This window comes from Mycobacterium hippophais, from assembly GCF_027529605.1.
In the GTDB taxonomy this organism is placed as follows: domain Bacteria; phylum Actinomycetota; class Actinomycetes; order Mycobacteriales; family Mycobacteriaceae; genus Mycobacterium; species Mycobacterium arseniciresistens.
Window position 1 is genome coordinate 294,772 of sequence record NZ_JAPZPY010000002.1, and the last position, 22,596, is coordinate 317,367.

The 22,596-nt window shown below is 68.7% G+C and carries 18 protein-coding genes; 13 read left to right on the plus strand and 5 right to left on the minus strand.

Annotation, left to right across the window (positions count from 1 at the left end; genetic code table 11):
- Positions 1-2 precede the first annotated feature (2 nt).
- From iolB to O6P37_RS07065, 6 genes are read left to right on the plus strand one after another with little or no spacing between them, the layout of a single operon-like run.
- Entirely contained in the window at positions 3-872 is an 870-nt protein-coding gene (gene iolB, locus O6P37_RS07040) for a 5-deoxy-glucuronate isomerase (RefSeq protein ID WP_269893654.1), read from the plus strand.
- A gap of 2 nt (positions 873-874) precedes the next feature.
- On the plus strand, positions 875-2,818 hold the full coding sequence (iolD, locus tag O6P37_RS07045; RefSeq protein WP_269893384.1) for a 3D-(3,5/4)-trihydroxycyclohexane-1,2-dione acylhydrolase (decyclizing): 1,944 nt from the start codon (positions 875-877) through the stop codon (positions 2,816-2,818).
- A 16-nt stretch (positions 2,819-2,834) separates the two neighbouring features.
- Positions 2,835-3,752 carry a sugar phosphate isomerase/epimerase family protein gene (locus O6P37_RS07050; RefSeq protein ID WP_269893385.1) on the plus strand — a complete coding sequence of 306 codons (918 nt, stop codon included), beginning with the start codon at positions 2,835-2,837 and terminating at the stop codon, positions 3,750-3,752.
- 6 nt (positions 3,753-3,758) lie between these two features.
- A complete protein-coding gene (locus O6P37_RS07055; protein WP_269893386.1) occupies positions 3,759-4,778 on the plus strand; it encodes a Gfo/Idh/MocA family protein in 1,020 nt (339 codons plus the stop codon).
- A gap of 1 nt (position 4,779) precedes the next feature.
- The gene (locus O6P37_RS07060) at positions 4,780-5,661 is read left to right on the plus strand and encodes a sugar phosphate isomerase/epimerase family protein (protein WP_269893387.1); all 882 of its coding nucleotides are present in this window, start codon (positions 4,780-4,782) and stop codon (positions 5,659-5,661) included.
- Positions 5,658-7,148, plus strand: coding sequence for a CoA-acylating methylmalonate-semialdehyde dehydrogenase (locus tag O6P37_RS07065; protein ID WP_269893388.1), 1,491 nt, complete (start codon positions 5,658-5,660; stop codon positions 7,146-7,148). Before O6P37_RS07060 ends, O6P37_RS07065 begins: the two co-directional genes overlap by 4 nt.
- A 66-nt stretch (positions 7,149-7,214) precedes the next feature.
- Here O6P37_RS07065 and O6P37_RS07070 read toward each other — a convergent pair whose 3' ends face one another.
- Entirely contained in the window at positions 7,215-8,774 is a 1,560-nt protein-coding gene (locus O6P37_RS07070; protein WP_269893389.1) for a Na+/H+ antiporter, read from the minus strand.
- Positions 8,775-8,915: 141 nt separating this feature from the next.
- Between O6P37_RS07070 and O6P37_RS07075 the strand changes: the two genes are divergently transcribed.
- The gene (locus tag O6P37_RS07075) at positions 8,916-10,004 is read left to right on the plus strand and encodes a YncE family protein (protein WP_269893390.1); all 1,089 of its coding nucleotides are present in this window, start codon (positions 8,916-8,918) and stop codon (positions 10,002-10,004) included.
- Between the two features lie 94 nt (positions 10,005-10,098).
- Here the strand turns inward: O6P37_RS07075 and O6P37_RS07080 are convergent, their stop codons facing one another.
- Positions 10,099-12,273: a glutamine synthetase III family protein gene (locus O6P37_RS07080; RefSeq protein ID WP_269893391.1), complete on the minus strand. Its 2,175-nt coding sequence runs from the start codon at positions 12,271-12,273 to the stop codon at positions 10,099-10,101.
- Positions 12,274-12,462: 189 nt separating this feature from the next.
- Here O6P37_RS07080 and O6P37_RS07085 point away from each other — a divergent pair, with 189 nt between their 5' ends.
- From O6P37_RS07085 to O6P37_RS07110, 6 genes are all read left to right on the plus strand, one after another.
- Positions 12,463-14,832 carry an FdhF/YdeP family oxidoreductase gene (locus tag O6P37_RS07085; protein WP_269893392.1) on the plus strand — a complete coding sequence of 790 codons (2,370 nt, stop codon included), beginning with the start codon at positions 12,463-12,465 and terminating at the stop codon, positions 14,830-14,832.
- On the plus strand, positions 14,820-15,644 hold the full coding sequence (gene fdhD / locus O6P37_RS07090; RefSeq protein ID WP_269893393.1) for a formate dehydrogenase accessory sulfurtransferase FdhD: 825 nt from the start codon (positions 14,820-14,822) through the stop codon (positions 15,642-15,644). The genes O6P37_RS07085 and fdhD overlap by 13 nt, the downstream gene beginning before the upstream one ends.
- Before the next feature lie 227 nt (positions 15,645-15,871).
- A complete protein-coding gene (locus O6P37_RS07095) occupies positions 15,872-17,104 on the plus strand; it encodes a fatty acid desaturase family protein (RefSeq protein WP_269893394.1) in 1,233 nt (410 codons plus the stop codon).
- Positions 17,105-17,201: 97 nt separating this feature from the next.
- Positions 17,202-17,657 (plus strand): DUF5994 family protein, encoded by a 456-nt coding sequence (locus O6P37_RS07100; protein WP_269893395.1) that lies wholly within the window; start codon positions 17,202-17,204, stop codon positions 17,655-17,657.
- Between the two features lie 65 nt (positions 17,658-17,722).
- Positions 17,723-19,039 carry a nucleotide disphospho-sugar-binding domain-containing protein gene (locus O6P37_RS07105; RefSeq protein ID WP_269893396.1) on the plus strand — a complete coding sequence of 439 codons (1,317 nt, stop codon included), beginning with the start codon at positions 17,723-17,725 and terminating at the stop codon, positions 19,037-19,039.
- Between the two features lie 45 nt (positions 19,040-19,084).
- Complete coding sequence (locus O6P37_RS07110; protein WP_269893397.1) at positions 19,085-19,489, plus strand: hypothetical protein; 405 nt, start codon at positions 19,085-19,087, stop codon at positions 19,487-19,489.
- A 72-nt stretch (positions 19,490-19,561) separates the two neighbouring features.
- Here O6P37_RS07110 and clpX read toward each other — a convergent pair whose 3' ends face one another.
- The 3 genes from clpX to O6P37_RS07125 all read right to left on the minus strand — a co-directional run bounded on the left by clpX (position 19,562) and on the right by O6P37_RS07125 (position 22,476).
- On the minus strand, positions 19,562-20,842 hold the full coding sequence (clpX, locus tag O6P37_RS07115; protein WP_264015439.1) for an ATP-dependent Clp protease ATP-binding subunit ClpX: 1,281 nt from the start codon (positions 20,840-20,842) through the stop codon (positions 19,562-19,564).
- Between the two features lie 390 nt (positions 20,843-21,232).
- Positions 21,233-21,880 (minus strand): ATP-dependent Clp protease proteolytic subunit, encoded by a 648-nt coding sequence (locus O6P37_RS07120; RefSeq protein ID WP_269893398.1) that lies wholly within the window; start codon positions 21,878-21,880, stop codon positions 21,233-21,235.
- Positions 21,880-22,476: an ATP-dependent Clp protease proteolytic subunit gene (locus O6P37_RS07125; protein WP_264015442.1), complete on the minus strand. Its 597-nt coding sequence runs from the start codon at positions 22,474-22,476 to the stop codon at positions 21,880-21,882. The genes O6P37_RS07120 and O6P37_RS07125 overlap by 1 nt, the downstream gene beginning before the upstream one ends.
- Positions 22,477-22,596: the final 120 nt, after the last annotated feature.

The window sequence follows — 22,596 nt, forward strand, 5'->3', positions numbered from 1 at the left end:
CGATGCACAGCAAGCTCTACATCCCGGCCCGCAGCGCGACGCCGCCCCACACCGTCGACGTCACCCCGGAGTCGGCGGGCTGGACCGAATCCTCGCTCCAGGTGCTCGAACTCGACGGCACCGGGCGTGCCGAGTTCGCCACCGGTGACACCGAGGTGATGATCCTGCCGCTGGCCGGCGGCGGCGCCGTCGACTGTGGCGGCGAGAGCTTCGAACTCGCGCCCCGAGCCTCGGTGTTCGACGGTCCGTCCGACATGGTCTATCTCGGAGTCGGCCAGACGTACGTGCTCTCCGGCGAGGGCCGCTTCGCGATCTGCGGAGCCCACGCCACCCGGTCCTTCCCGAACCGGCGGGTCGCCGCGGCGGACGTGTCGGTGGAGTTGCGGGGTGCGGGCAACTGCAGCCGCCAGGTGCACAACTTCGGCACCGCGGACGTCTTCGAAGCGGACTCGCTGATCGCCTGCGAGGTCATCACCCCCGGCGGCAACTGGTCGAGCTACCCCGCACACAAGCACGACGAGAACACACCGACCGAAAGCGAACTCGAGGAGATCTACTACTTCGAGATCGCCCCCGGCCCGGACGGTTCGCGGGGCTTCGGCTACCACCGGGTGTACGGCACGCCGGACCGCCCCATCGAAGTGCTCGAAGAGGTGCGCACCGGCGACGTCGTGCTGGTGCCGCACGGCTACCACGGCCCGTCGGTCGCCGCCCCCGGCTACCACATGTACTACCTGAACGTCATGGCCGGACCGGGCGAGGAACGCGCCTGGAAGATCGTCGACGATCCCGAGCACACCTGGTTGCGCGGCACCTGGGCCGACCAGGCCGTCGACCCCCGCCTTCCCCTGCACGCACCGAGAGGACACTGATCGTGGTCTCCACCGCACCGAAGCGGGCCGAGAAGACGCCCGACACAGAAGCAACCGTCCGACTCACGGTGGCGCAGGCCACCATCCGCTTCCTGGGCAACCAGTACGTCGAACGCGACGGCGAACGCACGAAGTTCTTCGCCGGCTGCTTCGGCATCTTCGGCCACGGCAACGTCGCGGGCCTGGGGCAGGCGCTGCTCGAGGACGAGGTGACCGCGCACGAAGCCGGCACCGCCCCGAAGCTGCCCTACGTACTCGGCCGCAACGAACAGGCCATGGTGCACAGCGCCGTCGCGTACGCGCGGCAGAAGGACCGGCTGCAGACCTGGGCGGTCACCGCCAGTGTCGGCCCCGGGGCGACCAACATGCTGACCGGCGCCGCACTGGCGACGATCAACCGGCTCCCGGTGCTGCTGCTTCCGGCCGACACCTTCGCCACCCGCGCCAGCGCGCCCGTCCTGCAGGAACTCGAACTGCCGTCCAGCGGCGACGTCACCGTCAACGATGCGTTCAAACCGCTGTCGCGGTACTTCGACCGGGTGTGGCGGCCCGAGCAGCTGCCCGCCGCGCTGCTCGGCGCGATGCGCGTGCTCACCGATCCCGTCGAGACCGGCGCGGCCACCGTCGCGATCCCGCAGGACGTTCAGGCCGAGGCCCATGACTGGCCGGAATCGTTTTTCGCCGAACGCACCTGGCACGTCGCGCGGCCACTGCCGGAACGCTCGGTGATCGAGCGCGCCGCCGAGGTGATCCGGTCGGCGCGTACCCCGCTCATCGTCGCCGGTGGCGGCGTCGTGTACTCCGGGGCCACCGACGCGCTCGCCACATTCAGCAAGAGGACCGGAATCCCGGTCGGGATGAGCCAGGCAGGCAAGGGGGCGCTGCCCTACGACCACCCGCAGTGCATGGGCGCCATCGGGTCGACGGGCACCACCGCGGCGAACGCCCTGGCCACCGAGGCCGACGTCGTCATCGGGATCGGCACCCGCTACAGCGATTTCACCTCCGCGTCGCGCACCGCGTTCAACAACCCCGACGTGCGGTTCGTCAACATCAACGTGGCGTCGCTGGACTCGGTGAAGCAGGGCGGCATCAGCGTCGTCTCCGACGCGCGCGAGGCGCTCGATGCGCTCGGTGCGGCACTGGACGGGTATGCGGTGAGCGACGATTACCGCGCCCGCGCTGCCGCGCTGGCCGCGGAATGGGACGACACCGTCTCGGCCGCCTACGCGGTGGAAGACGGTGTCGCGCTGAACCAGAACCAGGTCATCGGCCTGGCGAACACGCTCAGCGATCCGCGTGACGTGGTGGTGTGCGCGGCCGGGTCGATGCCCGGCGATCTGCACAAGCTGTGGCGCACCCGCGATCCCAAGGGCTACCACGTCGAGTACGGCTACTCCTGTATGGGCTACGAGGTCGCGGGCGGCCTCGGCGTGCGGATGGCCGACGAGACCCGCGACGTCTTCGTGATGGTCGGCGACGGCTCCTACCTGATGATGGCCACCGAGCTGGTGACCGCCGTCCAGGAGGGCATCAAGGTGATCGTCGTGCTCGTGCAGAATCACGGCTTCGCGTCCATCGGGTCGCTGTCCGAGGCGCTCGGCTCGCAGCGGTTCGGCACCGCGTACCGCTTCCGTGGCCGCGACGGCCGGCTCGACGGCGACAAGCTGCCCGTCGACCTCGCCGCCAATGCCGCCAGCCTCGGCGCCGAGGTGATCAAGGTGAGCACCGCGGCCGAGTTCGGTGACGCCGTCAAGGTGGCCAAGGCCAACGACCGCACCACGGTCATCCACGTCGAGACCGACCCGCTGATCCCCGCGCCGGACAGCGAATCCTGGTGGGACGTACCGGTGAGCGAGGTCTCCACCCTCGAGTCCACACAGGCCGCCCACCGCACCTACGCCGACTGGAAGACGATCCAGCGGCCCCACCTCCGACCCTCCTGAGCACGAAGGACACAGCGTGAGCACCATTCTCGTCGGCAGCGCCCCCGACTCCTGGGGCGTGTGGTTCCCCGCCGACCCGCAGCAGACGCCCTACACCCGCTTCCTCGACGAGGTCGCGGCATCCGGTTACGAGTGGATCGAACTCGGTCCGTTCGGCTACCTGCCCACCGAACCCGCCGTGCTCTCCGACGAGCTCGCCAAGCGAAACCTGAAGCTGTCGGCCGGCACGGTGTTCGAGCATCTGCACAAAGACGGCGACGACTCGTGGTCAGCGGTGTGGAGCCAGGTCGAGGACGTCGCCAAGCTGACCGCCGCCGTCGGCGGCAAGCACGTGGTCGTCATTCCCGAGATGTGGCGTGACCCCGCGACGGGCGAGGTGCTCGAGGACCGCGATCTCACCGCCGAGCAGTGGCGCAAGAAGACCAAGGGCATGGACGAACTCGGCCGGGCGATGTTCGAGAAGTACGGCGTGCGTGCGCAGTACCACCCACACGCCGACAGCCACGTCGACACCGAGGAGAACGTCTACCGGTTCCTCGACGGCACCGACGGCGAGTTCGTCAACCTGTGCCTGGACACCGGGCACATCAGCTACTGCGGCGGCGACAACATCGCCATCATCCGCCGGGCGCCCGAACGGATCGGCTACCTGCACCTCAAGCAGGTCGACCCGGCGGTGGTCGCCAAGGTCGAGGCCGAGGACCTTCCGTTCGGTGAGGCCGTCCGGCTCGGCGCGATGATCGAACCGCCGCTGGGTGTTCCGGAGATGCCACCGCTGCTCGCGGAGATCGAACGGCTCGGTATCGACGTCTTCGCGATCGTCGAACAGGACATGTACCCGTGCGAGGTCGACGCTCCCCTGCCCATCGCCCAGCGCACCCGGTCCTACCTGGGCTCGTGCGGTGTCCCCTCCGTCCGCTTCAACCAGGAATGAGAAGCCATGCCTGACTTGCGTGTAGCCGTCCTCGGTGTGGGCGTCATGGGCGCCGACCACGTGGCGCGACTCAGCACCCGGATCTCCGGGGCCCGGGTGGCCGTGGTCAACGACTACGTCACCGAGAAAGCCGAACAGATCGCCGCGACCATCCCCGGATGCCGCGCGGTCGTCGACCCCCTCGACGCCATCGCCGATCCCGACGTCGACGCCGTCGTGCTCGCCACCCCGGGCCCGACCCACGAGAAGCAACTCCTGGCCTGCCTCGAGCACGGCAAGCCGGTGTTGTGCGAGAAACCGTTGACCACTGACGTGGAGACCGCCCTCGGCGTGGTCAGACGTGAGGCCGAATTGGGCCGCCGGCTGATCCAGGTCGGCTTCATGCGCAGGTTCGACCACGAGTACGCCCAGCTGAAGGCGCTGCTCGACGGAGGTGAGCTGGGCCGCGCGCTGGTGCTGCACTGCGCGCACCGCAACCCCGCCGTGCCACCGACGTTCGACAGCGCGATGGTGGTCCGCGACTCGCTGGTGCACGAGGTCGACGTCACCCGCTTCCTCTTCGACGAGGAGATCACCTCGATCCAGATCATCAAGCCGGCCGCCAATCCCGGCGCACCACAGGGGCTTGCCGACCCGCAGATCGCGATCATGCGGACGGCGTCGGGCAGGCACGTCGACGTCGAACTGTTCGTCACCACCGGCGTCGCCTACGAGGTGCGCACCGAAGTGGTGGCCGAGAAGGGCAGCGCGATGATCGGTCTCGACGTCGGACTGATCCGCAAGCGCGGCGACGGCACGTGGGGCGGGCAGATCACGCCCGGGTTCCGCGAGCGGTTCGGCCAGGCCTACGACACCGAGTTCCAGCGCTGGGTGGACGCGGTCCGTAGCGGTGTGAATGTCGACGGGCCGTCGGCCTGGGACGGGTACGCCGCCGCCGCGGTGTGTGAGGCGGGCGTGGAGTCGCTGAACAGCGGACTGCCCGTCGACGTGACGATGGTCGACCGCGCGTCGATCCCGGGGGCCTGACGTGAAGATCGCCCTGGACCCCACACCGTTCCACCACGACCACGACCTGCTCGAGTTCCCGGCGCTGGTCGCCGAACTCGGCTACGAGCACCTGCAACTCACCCCGCACCGGGACTTCATCCCGTTCTTCAACCACCCCCGCGCCGACGACGACCTGGTGGCCAACTTCCGCAAGGCGTGCGCCGACGCGGGTGTCGGCATCGCGTCGGTGCTACCGGTGCTGCGGTGGTCGGGCCCCGACGAGGATGCCCGCGAAGCAGCGGTGCGCAACTGGAAGCGGGTCGTCCAGATCACCGTCGACCTCGGGGTGAACGTCATCAACACCGAGTTCTCCGGCCGCCCGGAGAAAGCCGAGGAATCCGAGCGGGCGTTCTTCCGGTCGATGGAGGAACTGGTGCCGATCTTCGAGCGCGAGGGCATCGACGTCCGAATCGACCCGCACCCCGACGATTTCGTCGAGGACGGCCTCGAAGCCGTGCGCATCATCCGCGGGGTCAACTCGCCGAACATCGGCATGGTCTACGTCGCCTGCCACACCTTCCATATGGGCGCCGACATGTCAGCCATCATGCGGGCCGCCGGTGACAAACTGCGCCTGGTGCACGTCGCCGACACCATGGACCACCACCGCAGCCACGGCCTGCGCTACATCACCAACCCGCCGGGCAATCCGGTGCGGGTGCACCAGCACCTCAAGATCGGCGACGGCGACGTCGACTGGGACGAATTCTTCGGCGGCCTGGCCGAACTCGGCTTCTACGACCGCGATGACACCGTGATGGTGTCGTCGGTGTTCGCCGAGGACGAGACCGCCCACGACGTGTCCCGCTACCAACTGAAGACCATGACCGAGTACGTCTCGAAGTACGGAGCCCGACCATGAGCACGATCACCCACTGGATGAACAACGCGCCGTTCACCGGCACCGGCACCGGTACGGCCCCGGTGACCAACCCGGCCACCGGTCAGGTCACCGGCGAGGTCGCCCTGGCCGGCGTCGAGGACGCTCGCGCCGTCATTGACGCCGCCGCCGCGGCGTTCCCGGCGTGGCGCGACACCTCGCTGGCGAAGCGCACCGCGATCCTGTTCAACTTCCGGGAACTGCTCAATGCCCGCAAGGGCGAGCTGGCCCGGATCATCACCGCTGAGCACGGCAAGGTGGTCTCCGATGCACTCGGCGAGGTCAGCCGCGGCCAGGAGGTCGTCGAGTTCGCCTGCGGCATCCCGCATCTGCTGAAGGGCGGGTTCACCGAGAACGCCTCGACCAAGGTCGACGTCTACTCGGTCCGCCAGCCGCTCGGCGTCGTCGGCGTCATCAGCCCGTTCAACTTCCCGGCGATGGTGCCGATGTGGTTCTTCCCGATCGCCATCGCCACGGGCAACACCGTCGTGCTCAAGCCCTCGGAGAAGGACCCGTCCGCGGCACTGTGGATCGCCGCGCTGTGGGCCGAGGCCGGCCTGCCCGACGGGGTGTTCAACGTGCTGCAGGGCGACAAGACCGCCGTCGACGAACTGCTGACCAACCCGAAGGTGAAGTCCGTCTCCTTCGTCGGGTCGACGCCCATCGCGCAGTACGTGTACTCGACCGGCACCGCGGCGGGCAAGCGGGTCCAGGCCCTCGGCGGCGCCAAGAACCACGCCGTGATCCTGCCCGACGCCGATCTCGACCTGGCCGCCGACGCGATGGTCAACGCCGGCTTCGGCTCCGCCGGTGAGCGGTGCATGGCCATCAGCGCCTGCGTGGCCGTCGGCCCGATCGCCGACGACCTGGTCGCCAAGATCGCCGAACGCACCACGCCGTTGAAGATCGGCGACGGCACAAAGGATTCCGACATGGGCCCGCTGGTCACCAAGGCCCACCGCGACAAGGTGGCGTCCTACATCGACGCCGGCGAGGCCGACGGCGCCAAGATCGTCGTCGACGGCCGCTCCGTCGAAGCCGACGGCGGCGAGCAGGGTTTCTGGCTCGGGCCCACCCTGATCGACCACGTCACCCCCGAGATGAGCGTCTACACCGACGAGATCTTCGGCCCCGTGCTGTCGGTCGTGCGCGTCGAAACCTACGACGAGGCACTCGATCTCATCAACACCAACCCCTACGGCAACGGCACCGCGATCTTCACCAACGACGGCGGCGCCGCCCGGCGCTTCCAGAACGAGGTGCAGGTCGGCATGGTCGGCATCAACGTGCCGATCCCGGTGCCGATGGCGTACTACAGCTTCGGCGGCTGGAAGGCCTCGCTGTTCGGCGACTCCCACGCCCACGGTATGGACGGCGTGCAGTTCTTCACCCGGCAGAAGGCCATCACCAGCCGCTGGCTCGACCCCAGCCACGGCGGCATCGAGTTGGGCTTCCCGCAAAACCAGTAAGGCGCCGACAGTACGGTTGTTGACGCGAATCGCGAGTAACGGCGTCAACAACCGTACTTTCGGCGCTCAGTCCGAGGTGCCGCGGGCGTCCAGGCGGCGCAACACGCGATCGACGACGGTGGGGTCGGTCCCCGATTTCGCGCGGGCGCCCACCACCGCGTCGCGAGCGGCTTCGAGCACCTCCTCCTTGAGCGCGTTCACCGTGCAGGCGTCGTGCACGTGCACCGTGTCCTGCCGGTCGGCCTCGTCTCGGGTCAACCCGAGCGAGTGCCACATGCGGGTGGCGTTCTCGCAGGCCTCGTCGATCACCTCGGAGTCGACGTCGCCGCGGTCGCGGACCTCGTCGAGGCGGCGGAATCCGGCGTCCCGGGCCCGCTGCAGCAGCTCCTGTTCCTCGGCGTCCTGCTCGTCGCCCGACACGGTGACACCGAGAACGCGGACCAGCACCGGCAGGGTGAGGCCTTGGGCCAGCATCGTGCCGATGATCACCACGAACGCGATGAAGATCAGCCGCTCGCGCTCCGGGAAGCCGGGCGGCAGTGCCAGCACCGCCGCCAGCGTGACCACCCCGCGCATGCCCGCCCACGACGCCACCGTCATCTCCCGCCAGCCGACGGGTTCGGGTCTGTCGCTGCGTCGCCGCATGATCTTCTCGTCGATCGAGGCGACGGGGAAGATCCACAGGAACCGCACCACCACGACCACGGCCGTGATCAGCAGCGCCTGCCCGATCAGCGTGCCGAGTGACCCGGACACCTGCTCGGCGACGGCCCGCAGTTCCAGGCCGACGAACGCGAATGCGGCGCCGGTGACCAACAACTCGATGATCTCCCACGTCGTCCCGGACACCAGCCGGGTCTGCGCGGACTCCTGATCGGCGTAGCGGCTGAGCGCCAGCGCGATGGTGACCACCGCGAGCACCCCGCTACCGTGCGCCGCATCGGCGGCCACGTACGCCGCGAACGGCATCACCAGCACCAGTGCGCTGCCCGCGGGGTGGGCCGGCAACTTCTTCAGCAGCCAGCGCGTCGCCACGGCGATCGCCAGGCCCACCGCGATCCCGATCGCCACCGCCGCCCCGAGCGTCGCACCGGCATGCCACGGCACGAACGCCCCCGTGACCGTCGACGCGACGGCCACCTCGTAGAGGACCAGCGACGTCGCGTCGTTGGACAGCCCCTCGCCCTCGAGGATGGTGCGCAACCGGCGGGGCAGTTTCAGCTTGTGCGCCACCGCGGTGGCGGCGACGGGGTCGGGCGGCGCCACGGCGGCGCCCAGTGCGAGCGCGGCGATCAGCGGCAGCCCGGGCACCACCGCCTGCAGCACCACGCCGACCGTGCACGCGGTCACTCCGACCAGCGCGATGGCGAGCAGGCCGATGGCGCGACGGTTGTCCAGGAACTGCCGCCACGACGTGCGCCGGGCCGCGGCGAACAGCAGCGGCGGCAGCACCAGCGGCAGGATCAATTCCGGGTTCACCGTCGGCGGCGGTAGCCCCGGCACGTAGGCCAGGGCGAGGCCGAAGATCAGCAGCACCACGGGGTAGGGCAGGTTGATGCGCTCGGCGAGCGGAGCCAGCAGCACGGTGGCCGCCGCCAGCCCGAGCAGCAGCGTCAGGCCGGCCATCGGTACCGGTTTCGGTGGGGTGTGGGTCTCATGTCGACCTGCACATTCCCCATTCCCGGACGCGGGAACCTCCTGGTTGCGGAATTCTTACGATCCGGGGCGGGCCGTCTCGGTGCGGGCGGCCGTGGCTATCCGACCGCCATGACCCTGCGGCCACTGCTGTTGATCCTGGTGCTGATCCTCGCGGGCTGCGGCGGTGAGGCCGCAGAGCAGCCCCCCGCCGAGCCATCGACGTCCGGTGCGGCAGCGACGACCACCGGCCTGCTGCCCTCCGGGGTGCCGACCGAGGGCAGCCGCCCGCCTGCCGGCGACCTGCCACCGCCCGCCGAACCGCAACAGGCGCCGCCACAGACCGCGCCGGTGCCCGGCCGCACGGTGGCGGTCGGCACCGCCCCCGAAGGTGTCGTCGTCGACGCGCAGACCCGCATCGTCGCGGTGGCCACCCGGAAACCCGACGCACTGGTGCTGCTCGACGCCGACAGCGGTGACATCGTGTCGCGCACTCCGCTGCCCGGCTTCGTGCGCCACCTGCAGCTCGCCGCGCCCGGCGGACCGGTCCTGGTGCCCGTCGAGAGCGCCGACGCGTTGGTCCGGGTCGAGCTGCCCGGCGGCCGGGCCGAACGGCAGGTGATCACCGGGACGGTCCCGCACGACGCCGCGCAGGCCCCGAACGGCACCGTGTTCGTCGCCAACGAACTGGGCGGCACCGTCGCCGCGGTGCGTGGCGACGACATCGTCAAGGTCTTCACCGACAGCGTCCAGCCGGCCGGGCTCGCGCCGGTGGGCGCCTCGATGGGCCTGCTCGATGTGCGCAAGAACGACCTGACCGTCTACGACAGCGACAGGCTGACCATCGTCGGGTCGACACCGGCAGGAGAGGGACCGACCCATCTGGTCGCCGACCGGCACGGCCGGATGATCGCCACCGACACCCGCGGCGACGCGGTGCGCGTGTTCGAGCCGCGGCCGACGCCGCGCGAGGTCGCCTCGGTGCCGCAAGCCGGCGGGCCCTACGGCATCGCCTACGACCCGACACGCGACCGGCTGTGGGTCGCCTCGTCGGGCACCAACGAGCTCGTCGGCTACGACATGGCGTCGGCGCAGCCACGCGAGATCCAGCGGCTGCCAACCGTGCAGAACCCGTACACCCTCGGTGTCGACGCGACAACCGGCCGGCTGTTCGTCGCCGGGGTGTCCGGCGGAGTAGTGCAGATCATCGACCCCGCGTGAGCGTGGCCGCCGAGTGTGAGGGCTGCGGTTACCAGGGCCCGTGCAGGACGGGAACCCTCACACCCGGCGGCGGTACGGGTACGCGGCACACGGATCAAAGGATGTAGAGCATCTCCTGGTAGGTCGGCAGCGGCCACAGGTCGTCGGCGACGATGCCCTCGAGGGCGTCCGCGGCGGCACGCACCGCGTCCATCGCGGGAAGCAGGCCGTCACGGGCGTGGGTCGCCTCCTCGAGTGCGCCCTCGGGGTGATGTGCCAGCGCGGCCTTCAGCGCCGACACCGCCGCGGTCAGCTCGCCGATCGGCTCCGAAACACTCTGCAGCAGCGTCATGTCGGGCTCGATGCCGGCCGCCTTGAGCGTCGCGACGTTCTGCGCGAGCTCGGTCTGGTAGCGCACCGCCGCGGGCAGGATGACCGTCGATCCCAGCTCCAGCGCCAGCTTCGCCTCGACCGCGACGGTCAGGGCGTACTGCTCGAGGCGGACCTCGTAGCGGCTGTGCAGTTCGCGCTCGCTGAACACGCCGTACCGCTCGAACACCTCGATCGCCTCCGGCTTGATCAGCTCGGGAACCGCGTCGAGGGTGGTCTTGAGGTTGGGCAGTCCACGCTCGGCCGCCTCGATGTGCCAGTTCTCCGAGTAGCCGTCGCCGTTGAACACCACCGCGCCGTGCTCGGTGATGATCTCGGTGAGCAGCGTCTGCACCGCCGTGTCGAACGCCTCGCCCTCGGACACGGCCTTCTCCAGCACCGTAGCCATGTAGTCCAGCGAGTCGGCCATGATCGTGTTGAGGATGATCATCGGCACGTTGATCGTCTGGCCCGAACCGGGCGCGCGGAACTCGAAGCGGTTGCCGGTGAACGCGAACGGGCTGGTGCGGTTACGGTCGCCCGGATCGGTGGGCAGGATCGGCAGTGTGTCGACGCCGATGATCATGGTGCCCTTGCCCTTCGACGACGTCGCCGCGCCCTTGGCGATCTGGTCGAAGACGTCGGCGAGCTGATCGCCGAGGAAGATCGAGATGATCGCCGGCGGCGCCTCGTTGGCGCCGAGACGGTGGTCGTTGGTGGCCGACGCGACCGACACCCGCAGCAGGCCGGCGTACTTGTGCACCGCGCGGATCACCGCGGCACAGAACACCAGGAACTGCGCGTTCTCGTGCGGGGTGTCGCCGGGCACCAGCAGGCTGCCGAACTGCGCGTTGCCCATCGAGAAGTTCACGTGCTTGCCCGAACCGTTGACCCCGGCGAACGGCTTCTCGTGGAACAGGCACTCCATGCCGTGCTTCTTGGCGATGGTCTTGAACGTGGTCATCAGCAACTGCTGATGATCGGCGGCGATGTTGGCCCGCTCGAACATCGGCGCGATCTCGAACTGGCCGGGCGCGACCTCGTTGTGGCGGGTCTTGGCCGGAATGCCCAGCTTGAACAGCTCGCGTTCGGTGTCCATCATGAAGCCGAGCACGCGCTCGGGGATGGCGCCGAAGTAGTGGTCGTCGAACTCCTGGCCCTTCGGCGGCTTGGTGCCGAACAGGGTGCGGCCCGCGTTGATCAGGTCCGGGCGGGCGAGGAAGAAGTGCCGGTCGATCAGGAAGTACTCCTGCTCAGGACCGCAGAACGACACGATGTGATCGAAGTCCCTGTGACCGAACAGCTTCAGGATGCGCTCGGCCTGAGCGCCCATCGCCTGCTGGCTGCGCAGCAGCGGCGTCTTGAAGTCCAGCGCCTCACCGGTCATCGAGACGAACACCGTCGGGATGCACAACGTGTTGCCGTTCGGGTTCTCCAGGATGTACGCCGGGCTGGTGACGTCCCAGCCGGTGTAGCCGCGCGCCTCGAAGGTGCTGCGCAGGCCGCCGGACGGGAAACTCGACGCGTCGGGCTCACCCTGGATCAGGGTCTTGCCGGCGAACTCGGCCAGCGTCTGCCCGTCGGAGACCGGCTCGAGGAAGCTGTCGTGCTTCTCGGCGGTGAACCCGGTCATCGGGTAGAAGACGTGGGCGTAGTGGGTGGCCCCCTTGGACAGCGCCCAGTCCTTCATCACCGAGGCGACGGAGTCGGCGACGGCCGGGTCGAGCTTGGCGCCCTTCTCGATGGTGGCGACCACGGACTTGTACACCGACTTGGGCAGCCGCAACTGCATCTCGGCCTTGGTGAACACGTTCGATCCGAAGATCTCGCCGGGCGCCTCGGCGGGATCGAAGCTGATCGCCGGCGGCACGTACGCCTCGACGTTGTTGATGGCCTGCAGACGCACGGCATTTCCGCTCAATGAAGTTCCTATCACTGCATGGTCCGCGCGTGTCTCACGCCGACGGTTGACCGGCCAACACTAGGAACGGTCGATGGCAAACTTGTTACGCGCCCGTCACCGGCAGAATTCAATCGCCGTCCCGCGGCGTCACCACCTCGGCACCCCGACCCGCGGCCGCGGCGTTGCGACGACGCCTACGCTGGTTTCATGGGGCTTCGACTACGCAGAGGACGCGGTGTCACCCGCGACATCGAGGCGGACTACGACGAGCACGCCGCGGTCACCACCGGACCGGAAGGCGAGGCCGCGGGCGTCAAGGCCGTGCTGGTGTCGCTGCAGCGCGGCTTCAAGTCGATGGGTCCGCTGCGCACCGCCGCGTCGCTGGTCCGGCTCAACCAGCGGCACGGGTTCGACTGCCCCGGTTGCGCCTGGCCGGAGGAGCCCGGCGGCCGCAAGTTCGCCGAGTTCTGCGAGAACGGCGCGAAGGCCGTCGCCGAGGAGGCCACCAAGCGGGTGGTGACGCCCGAGTTCTTCGCCCGGCACTCGATCGCCGACCTGGAGGCCCGCCCCGAATACTGGCTGAGCCAGCAGGGCAGGCTCACCCACCCGGTGGTGCTGCGTCCCGGTGACGACCACTACCGCGAGATCGGCTGGGCCGAGGCGTACCGGCTGATCGCCGCCGAACTGCGGGCCCTCGCCGACCCGAACGAGGCGGTGTTCTACACCTCGGGCCGCACCAGCAACGAGGCCGCATTCCTGTACCAGCTGCTGGTCCGCAGCTTCGGCACCAACAACCTGCCGGACTGTTCGAACATGTGCCACGAGTCCTCGGGCGCCGCGCTGGGCGATGCGATCGGCATCGGCAAGGGATCGGTCAGCGTCGAGGACGTCGCCACCGCGGACCTGATCATCATCGCCGGCCAGAATCCCGGCACCAACCATCCCCGGATGCTGTCGGTGCTGGAGAAGGCGAAGGCCGACGGCGCAAAGATCATCGCCGTCAACCCGCTGCCGGAGGCCGGCCTGATCCGCTTCAAGGACCCGCAGAAGGTGCACGGCGTGGTCGGGCACGGGGTGCCGATCGCCGACGAGTTCGTCCAGATCCGCCTCGGCGGCGACATGGCGCTGTTCGCAGGCGTGGCGCGCCTGCTGCTGGAGGCCGACGACCGGCAGCCCGGCACCGTCGTCGACCGCGAATTCATCGACAAGCACTGCGCAGGCTTCGCCGAGTACGAGGCGCACGCCCGGGCGGTGGACCTGGACACCGTGCTGGAGGCCACCGGCATCGACCGCGAACAGCTGGAACGGGTGGCGGCGATGATCGCCGGTTCGCAGCGCACCGTGGCGTGCTGGGCGATGGGGCTCACGCAGCACCGGCATGCGGTGGCGATGATCTCCGAGATCGCCAACGTGCTGCTGATGCGCGGCATGATCGGCAAGCCCGGGGCCGGATTGTGCCCGGTGCGTGGCCATTCCAACGTGCAGGGCGACCGCACGATGGGCATCTGGGAGAAGATGCCGGAGGCGTTCCTCGCCGCGCTGGACGCCCACTTCGGGATCGACAGCCCGCGCGACCACGGCGTGGACACCGTCGACGCGATCCGGGCGATGCGCGACGGCCGGGCCAAGGTGTTCATGGGCATGGGCGGCAATTTCGCGCTCGCGACGCCGGACACCGCGGTCACCGAGGCCGCGCTGCGCAGTTGCTCGCTCACCGTGCAGGTGTCGACGAAACTCAACCGCAGCCACATCGTGCACGGCCGCACCGCGCTCATCCTGCCCTCGCTCGGCCGCACCGACCGTGATCTGCAGAACGGGGTGAAACAACAGGTTTCCGTAGAGGACTCGATGTCGATGGTGCACCTGTCGCGCGGCAGCCTGCACCCGCCGGGCGACGAGGTGCGCAGCGAGGTCGCGATCGTCTGTCAGTTGGCCCGCGAGCTGCTCGGCCCCGACCATCCGGTGCCGTGGGAGCGGTTCAACGCCGACTACGACACCATCCGCGACGCCATCGCCGCCGTGGTGCCCGGATGCGACGACTACAACGCCAGGGTGCGCGCACCCGACGGCTTCCAGCTGCCCAACGGCCCCCGCGACTCGCGCGAGTTCCCCACCAGCACAGGCAAAGCCAACTTCGCGGTCAACCCGCTCGAATGGGTGCCGGTGCCGCCCGGCCGGCTGGTGCTGCAGACCCTGCGCAGCCACGACCAGTACAACACCACGATCTACGGGCTGAGCGACCGCTACCGCGGTGTCGAGGGTGGCCGGCGCGTCGTCTTCGTCAACCCCGCCGACCTCGCCGAATTCGGGCTGACCGAAGGTGACCGTGTCGACCTGGTGTCGGAGTTCGCCGTCGGCGGCGAGACGCAGGAACGCCGGGCCAAGGACTTCATGGTGGTGCCGTACTCGACACCGGCGGGCAACGCCGCCGCCTACTACCCGGAGACGAATTCGCTGGTGCCCCTCGACCACGTCGCCGCGAGGTCGAACACCCCGGTCTCCAAGGCCGTCGTCATCCGGCTCGAGAGGGCCAGCGCACCCAGCGATCTGGTGAGCGGTTCGACATGGGACGAGTGACCACCCGCCGACGGGCGCACCACCTCACCGGCGAGGACACCGTCGCCCGGCCGGAGACGCTGGTGGTCGAGGAGCCGCTGGAGATCCGCCTGAACGGCACGCCGATCACCGTCACGATGCGCACACCGGGCTCCGATGTCGAACTCGCGCAGGGTTTCCTGCTCACCGAAGGCGTCATCGGCCACCGCGACGACGTGCTGACCGTCCGCTATTGCCGCGGCGCGGACGAGGACGGCGCCAACACCTACAACGTGCTGGACGTCACCCTGGCGCCGACGGTGCCCATGCCGAACGTCGACGTGCGGCGCAACTTCTACACCACGTCGTCCTGCGGGGTGTGCGGCAAGGCGTCGCTGGAGGCCGTGCAGCTGTCGAGCAGGCACTGTCCGGGTGACGATCCGTCGACCGTTCCCGCAGGGACGCTGTCGGCCATGCCGGACAAGTTGCGCCGGGCGCAGAAGGTGTTCGCCAGCACCGGCGGCCTGCACGGCGCCGCGCTGTTCACCACCGACGGCACGCTGCTGGTGGTGCGCGAGGACATCGGCAGGCACAACGCCGTCGACAAGGTGATCGGCTGGGCGACCGAACAGGACCGCGTCCCGCTGACGGGCACGGTGCTGCTGGTCAGCGGTCGCGCATCGTTCGAGCTCACCCAGAAAGCGGTGATGGCCGGCATCCCGGTGCTCGCCGCGGTGTCGGCGCCGTCGTCGCTCGCCGTCGACCTGGCCAGCCAGTCCGGACTCACGCTGGTGGCGTTCCTGCGGGGCGACTCGATGAACGTGTACACCCGGCCGGACCGCGTCACGCGGTGAGTCCGCAGGTACCGGCGGGCCCGTGCGACACACGACGCGCACCCGTAGAGTGGCAAGGGCACGGAACTGAACGTCGGTCGTTCCGCCGGGGCGATACCTGGCTCGGCGGACACCGCTTCTGACTCGTGGATGCGTTCACCACGCGAGCGCAATCACGGATGGGAAGGAACCCCATTCGCGCGTCCCGGTGACACGCGCGCTTCGTCCCATCGAACAAGGATTGACCCATGGTGATCAGCCAGGTCCGCGCCTACGCGCATCTGACCGACGCAGACCTCGACGCATTCGGCAGTGAACTCGACACCCTGCGCACCCGCATCGAAGACGATCTCGGCGCCCGTGACGCCGCCTACATCCGCAGGACCATCTTCCTGCAGCGCACGCTGGACATCGCGGCGCGGCTGACGATCCAGTGCAGCCGCAGCCGTGCTGGCTGGCTGCTGGGCACGGTCGCGTTGGCCACCGCCAAGAGCATCGAGAACATGGAGATCGGGCACAACGTCGGCCACGGCCAGTGGGACTGGATGAACGACCCGGAGATCCACTCCAACACCTGGGAGTGGGACATGGCGGGACTGTCCTCGCAGTGGCGCTACTCGCACAACTACACCCACCACGTCTTCACCAACATCCTCGACATGGACGACGATATCGGTTTCGGGGTGATCCGGGTGACCCGGGACCAGACCTGGAAACCGGAGCACCTCATCCAGCCGGTGCGCAACGTGCTGCTCGCACTCATCTTCGAATGGGGCATCGCGCTGCACGGGGTGCACTCCAACCGGGACCGTGTGGACACCGCCGCCGAGCGAACAGCGGGACGGAAAGCGCTGCTGCGCAAGATCTCACGTCAGGTCACCAAGGACTACGTGGTCTTCCCCGCGCTGAGCGGGCGGCGCTGGCGACGGACGTTGGGCGCCAACACCGCGGCCAACGTCCTGCGCAACCTGTGGGCCTACCTGGTGATCTTCTGCGGCCACTTCCCCGACGGGGCGGAGAAGTTCGATCCCGCGGTGCTGACCGACGAGACGAAGCCGCACTGGTACCTGCGCCAGATGCTCGGCAGTGCCAACTTCACCGCCGGCCCGTTGATGGCGTTCCTCAGCGGCCACCTCTGCTATCAGATTGAACACCACCTGTTCCCCGACCTGCCCAGCAACCGCCTTCCTGAGATCGCGGTGTCGGTGCGGCAGCTGTGCGAGAAGTACGACCTGCCCTACACCACCGGCCCGCTGGCCCGGCAGTACTTCCTCACCCTGCGCACCATCCACAAACTCGCGCTGCCGGACCGGTTCCTGACCGCCACGGTGGACGACGCCCCGGAGACCGCGTCCGAGCGGCGATTCGACGGTGACCCCGCATGGCCGGCGGATCCCCACGTGCGATACGGGCTGCGCAGCGCCCTGGAGCGGCGGCGTCAGGCCCGGCGTTCGCGGATGCCGTGGCGGACCGGCGGGTAGCGTGAGGGAGTCGACGGCCGTTCGCATGTGACCGTTCAGAGGTCGTGTCGCTGTCGACGGAATCGGGTCGTGTCACGGCCCGGACAGGAGCGTCGCCATGACGCAAAGAGATTCAACAGCAACGACAGCCAGCCGCCACCCGAGCCCGCCGGACTACACACCCCGGCTGCGACTGAAGCCCAAGGCGGCGCCAACCGGGTTTGTCGACGGAGCGTGGTGGCCGCACAGTGACGACCTGCAGGCGGAACTGCCGGATCTGCTGGCGGTGCTGTCGGTCCGCCTCGGCCGCATCGAGCGCGTGATGTACCACCTCGGCGAGTGGGCCGTCGCGCCCGCCAAAGCCACCGTCGGTGACCGGGTGGTGCGTCTCGACGGATACGTCAGTCAGCCGGTCGACACGCTAGCAGTGCGTGGCCTGAACCGGACCCAGTGCCTACTGCTGGTGATTCCGCCTGCCACCGGCGCGGAACAGGCGCACCGGGCGATGATGGCCGCCGCGGCGCCGGACAGCAGATTGCCGATCGCCCAGTTGCTCAGCATGGGCGGTCAGTGAACCTTTGACTGTGGTGGCTCGTCGAAGTGGTCGGAACACAATCGACCACTCGAAGGAGCCCTCCCATGGCGGAGATCTTGATCGTCGCGATGCCCCCGATCGGCCACGTGAGCCCGCTGCTCAGCGTCGCCGCCGGACTGATCGACCGAGGCGACCGCGTCACCGTGCTGACGTCGGCCACCCACGCCGAACGGGTCCGTGCCGTCGGCGCCACCCCGGCCGCCATACCCGCTGAGGCCGACTTCGATCTGTCGCGCCTCGACATCGACTTCCCCGGGCGCGCCGAGACGACGGGTGTCGCACGCGTCAACTTCGACATCACCCACCTGTTCGTCGCACCGATGCCGCACCAGGCCCGCGCGCTATCTGAAGTCCTGGCGCACAACAGGTTCGACGCCGTGATCGTCGACGCCGCCTTCCTGGGTGTGCTACCGCTGCTGCTCGGCGACCGGGCCGGCCGGCCGCCGGTGCTCGCCTACACCACCACACCGCTGATGATCACCAGCCGCGACACCGCACCGGGCGGCCTCGGCATGGCGCCCTCGTCGTCCTGGCCGGGCCGGCTGCGGAACCGGGCGCTCACCGTCCTCGCTCAGAAGGTGCTACTGCGGGAGTCGCAGCGGGCGGCCGAGGACGTGGTGAACCGCCTCGGCGCCGGCCCGCTGCGGACCTTCGTCCTGGACGCGGGATTGCTGGCCGACCGCTACATCGCGCCGACCATCCCCGAATTCGACTATCCGCGCAGCGATCTGCCCACCACCGTGCGATACGTCGGCGCGGTTCATCCCGCACCGTCATCCGGCGTGACGCTTCCGTCCTGGTGGGAACAGCTCGACACGGCGCGCCCGATCGTGCACGTCACCCAGGGCACCATCGACAACGCCGACCTCGGCCGACTGCTCGCACCGACGATCGCCGCACTGGGCGGTGAGGACGTCACCGTGATCGCCACCACCGGTGGCAGGCCGGTGACCGACCTGAGGATTCCGCTGCCCAGCAATGTTCATGTCGCCGAATACATCCCGCACGACCTGCTGCTGCCCAAGGTCGACGTCATGGTGACGAACGGCGGCTACGGCGCCGTGCAGCGCGCACTCAGCGCCGGAGTGCCGCTGGTGGTGGCCGGTGACACCGAGGACAAGCCGGAGGTGGCGGCCCGGGTGGCCTGGGCCGGAGCGGGCATCGACCTGCGCACCGGCACACCGTCACCGGAAGCGGTGCGCACCGCGGTTCGTGCGGTGCTCGACGACGACCGCTACGGGCGCAGAGCCCGCGACCTCGCCGCCGGCTATGCCCGGCGCGACGGCGTCGCCGAGATCGCCGCGCTCGTGCACGACGTGATCGCCGAGCGCGGCGATGCGGCGCCGCGCGAAGTCGCGTAGTCGACTACTCATGCGCTTGCACGCCGCGGCCCGCAAGCTCGAACCATGCTGACCGAGCTGCAGTTCGTCGCGATCACCGCGTTCCTGATCTGGGGACTCGTCAGCTCCGTGTGCGGCCTGCTCACACCGTCGGCCCCCGAGCCGGTGCTGGTCTGGCGGGAACACCGCCCGGACGGCTGGGACGGCTGGCGCGAGGTCCATTTCGGGCTGACGGGCGCCGACCGGCGGGCTGTCGAACAGGCACATGCCACTGAACTGACCGAGTCGGACCGGGCCGGCCTCACCGAGGCCGTGCTGCAGCAGACCCGCAGGGATGACAGCGATGCCGTCCAGTTCGCCGTCGTGCACCGCTCACTGGAGGGGATCCACACCGCACCGGCAGTCGTCTGTGTCTGCGCGCCGGTCGCGATACGCCAGGGGGAAGAGGTGGCCGCCGTCGGCACGGCATGAGCCACCAGCAGAAGGGACGGCAGCGTCGAGGAGGGGACGACGCTGCCGTCCCGCTCTGCTCAGCGCGTCAGATCAGGCGCTCTTGTCGCGGCGTTCGGCGCGCGTCGGCTTGCGCGGCACGATCGTCGGCAACACGTTGTCCTGCACGGTCTCCTTGGTGACGACCACCTTGGCGACGTCATCGCGGCTGGGGATGTCGTACATCACCGGCAGCAGGACTTCTTCCATGATGGCGCGCAGACCACGGGCACCGGTGCCGCGATGGATCGCCTGGTCGGCGATCGCGTCGAGGGCGTCCTCATCGAACTCGAGCTCGACGCCGTCCATCTCGAAGAGCCGGGTGTACTGCTTCACCAGCGCGTTCTTCGGCGTGGACAGGATCTGCACCAGCGATTCCTTGTCCAGGTTCGTCACGGACGCGACGACAGGAAGGCGACCGATGAACTCGGGGATCAGACCGAACTTGATGAGGTCTTCGGGCATGACCTCCGCGAAGTGGTCCTGCGTGTCGATCTCGGCCTTCGAATGCACCTCGGCGCCGAAGCCCAGCCCGCGCTTGCCGACTCGGTCCTGCACGATCCGCTCGAGCCCGGCGAACGCGCCGGCCACGATGAACAGCACGTTGGTGGTGTCGATCTGGATGAATTCCTGGTGCGGGTGCTTGCGGCCGCCCTGCGGGGGCACCGATGCCTGCGTGCCCTCGAGGATCTTCAGCAGCGCCTGCTGCACACCCTCACCGGACACGTCGCGGGTGATCGACGGGTTTTCGCTCTTGCGGGCGATCTTGTCGACCTCGTCGATGTAGATGATCCCGGTCTCGGCGCGCTTGACGTCGTAGTCGGCGGCCTGGATCAGCTTCAGGAGGATGTTCTCGACATCCTCACCGACGTAGCCGGCCTCGGTGAGCGCGGTGGCATCGGCGATCGCGAACGGGACGTTGAGCATCTTGGCCAGCGTCTGGGCGAGGTAGGTCTTGCCGCAGCCGGTCGGGCCGAGCATCAGGATGTTGGACTTGGTCAGCTCGACGGCCTCGGCGCGCGAATCGCGCGACTTCTCCCCCGCCTGGATGCGCTTGTAGTGGTTGTAGACCGCCACTGCGAGCGTGCGCTTGGCGGTGTCCTGCCCGATGACATAGCCCTCGAGGAAGTCGCGGATCTCCGCGGGCTTGGGGAGTTCATCGAGTTTGACGTCGTCGGCGTCGGCCAACTCCTCTTCGATGATCTCGTTGCACAGGTCGATGCACTCGTCACAGATGTACACCCCGGGACCCGCGATGAGCTTCTTCACCTGCTTCTGACTCTTGCCACAGAACGAGCACTTCAGCAGGTCACCGCCGTCTCCGATACGTGCCATGGTGGTGGAGGCCTACTTCCTGTTCACAAGTCGGTGAATCGGACTGGTGGTTCACTTCGGGCGTCGCCGAGGCGTTCATCCCGACGCTACCCGCTTGCTCCGGCGCGGTGCGACCTTAGAGCCGAATCGCGTCGTTGGTATTCAACTGTCGCGCCAACATATCGCCTGACAACCGTTGGAACGCTCCGGACGCGCTGGCGTGTCGCCGCCGTTACCAGACCGAGAGGACGTCCCTCGAAGCACCCGCCAGTCGCGTCGTGTGTTCGCTGACCCCACGATACCGGGCGCTCGGACCGCCGTCGGCAGACGTTCACCCGGCCGTTTCCGCCAACTGGCCGTTCAGCTCCGCGGATTGCCCCGACCGACTGTCGGGGTTCTCCGCGGCGGTGGTCAGCCCTTCTGCGCCGACAGCTTGCGGTACTCGAGCACCGTGTCGATGACGCCGTAATCCTTGGCCTCGGCCGCGGTGAGGATCTTGTCGCGGTCGGTGTCCTTGCGGATCTGCTCCGGGGACCTGCCGGTGTGGTTCGCCAGCGTCACCTCCATCAGGGTGCGCATCCGCTCGATCTCCTTGGCCTGGATCTCCAGGTCGGAGAACTGGCCCTGGATCACGCCGGACAGCGCGGGCTGATGAATCAGCACCCGGGCGTTGGGCAGCGCGAGCCGCTTGCCCGGGGTGCCCGCGGCCAGCAGCACCGCCGCGGCCGAGGCGGCCTGGCCCAGGCACACGGTCTGGATGTCGGCACGCACGTACTGCATGGTGTCGTAGATCGCCATCAGCGAGGTGAACGAGCCACCGGGCGAGTTGATGTACATGGTGATGTCGCGGTCGGGATCCAGCGACTCCAGGACCAGCAGCTGGGCCATGATGTCGTTGGCCGACGCGTCGTCGACCTGCACGCCGAGGAAGATGATGCGCTCCTCGAACAGCTTGTTGTACGGGTTGGACTCCTTGACGCCGAAGCTCGAGTGCTCGATGAACGACGGCAGGATGTAGCGGGCCTGGGGCATGACGCGGGGGTCAGTGTGATTGGTCATCAGGGTGCCACTCCGTCGTTGATGCTGGCGCTGGTGATGATGTGGTCGACGAAGCCGTACTCGAGGGCTTCCTGCGCGGTGAACCAGCGGTCGCGATCGGAGTCGGCTTCGATGCGCTCGATGGTCTGACCGGTGAACTCGGCGTTCAGCCGGAACATCTCCTTCTTGATCGAGGAGAACTGCTCGGCCTGGATCGCGATGTCCGCCGCGCCGCCGGTGATGCCGCCCAACGGCTGGTGCATCAGGATGCGGGCGTGCGGCAGGGCGTAGCGCTTGCCCTTGGTGCCCGCTGCGAGCAGGAACTCACCCATCGATGCGGCCATACCCATGCCATAGGTCGCCACGTCGCACGGCGCGAGCACCATGGTGTCGTAGATCGCCATGCCGGCGCTGATCGAGCCGCCGGGCGAGTTGATGTACAGGTGAATGTCCTTGACGGGGTCCTCGGCCGACAGCAACAGGATCTGCGCACAGATCCGGTTGGCGATGTCATCGTCGACCTGAGAGCCCAAGAATATGATGCGCTCGGCGAGCAACCGCTCGTAGACCGAGTCCTGCAGCGTGAGCCCTGGCGACCCGCCACGCATTTCCGTCATCGGCTGAGTACCTCTTTCTCGTACGTCTTCGTCGCTCTCGAACTTCATCGGTTGTCTTCACCGACACTAACCAAACCGCGCCGCGCCGCACTCCCTGACGGGGGCGCGTTCGCTCACAGC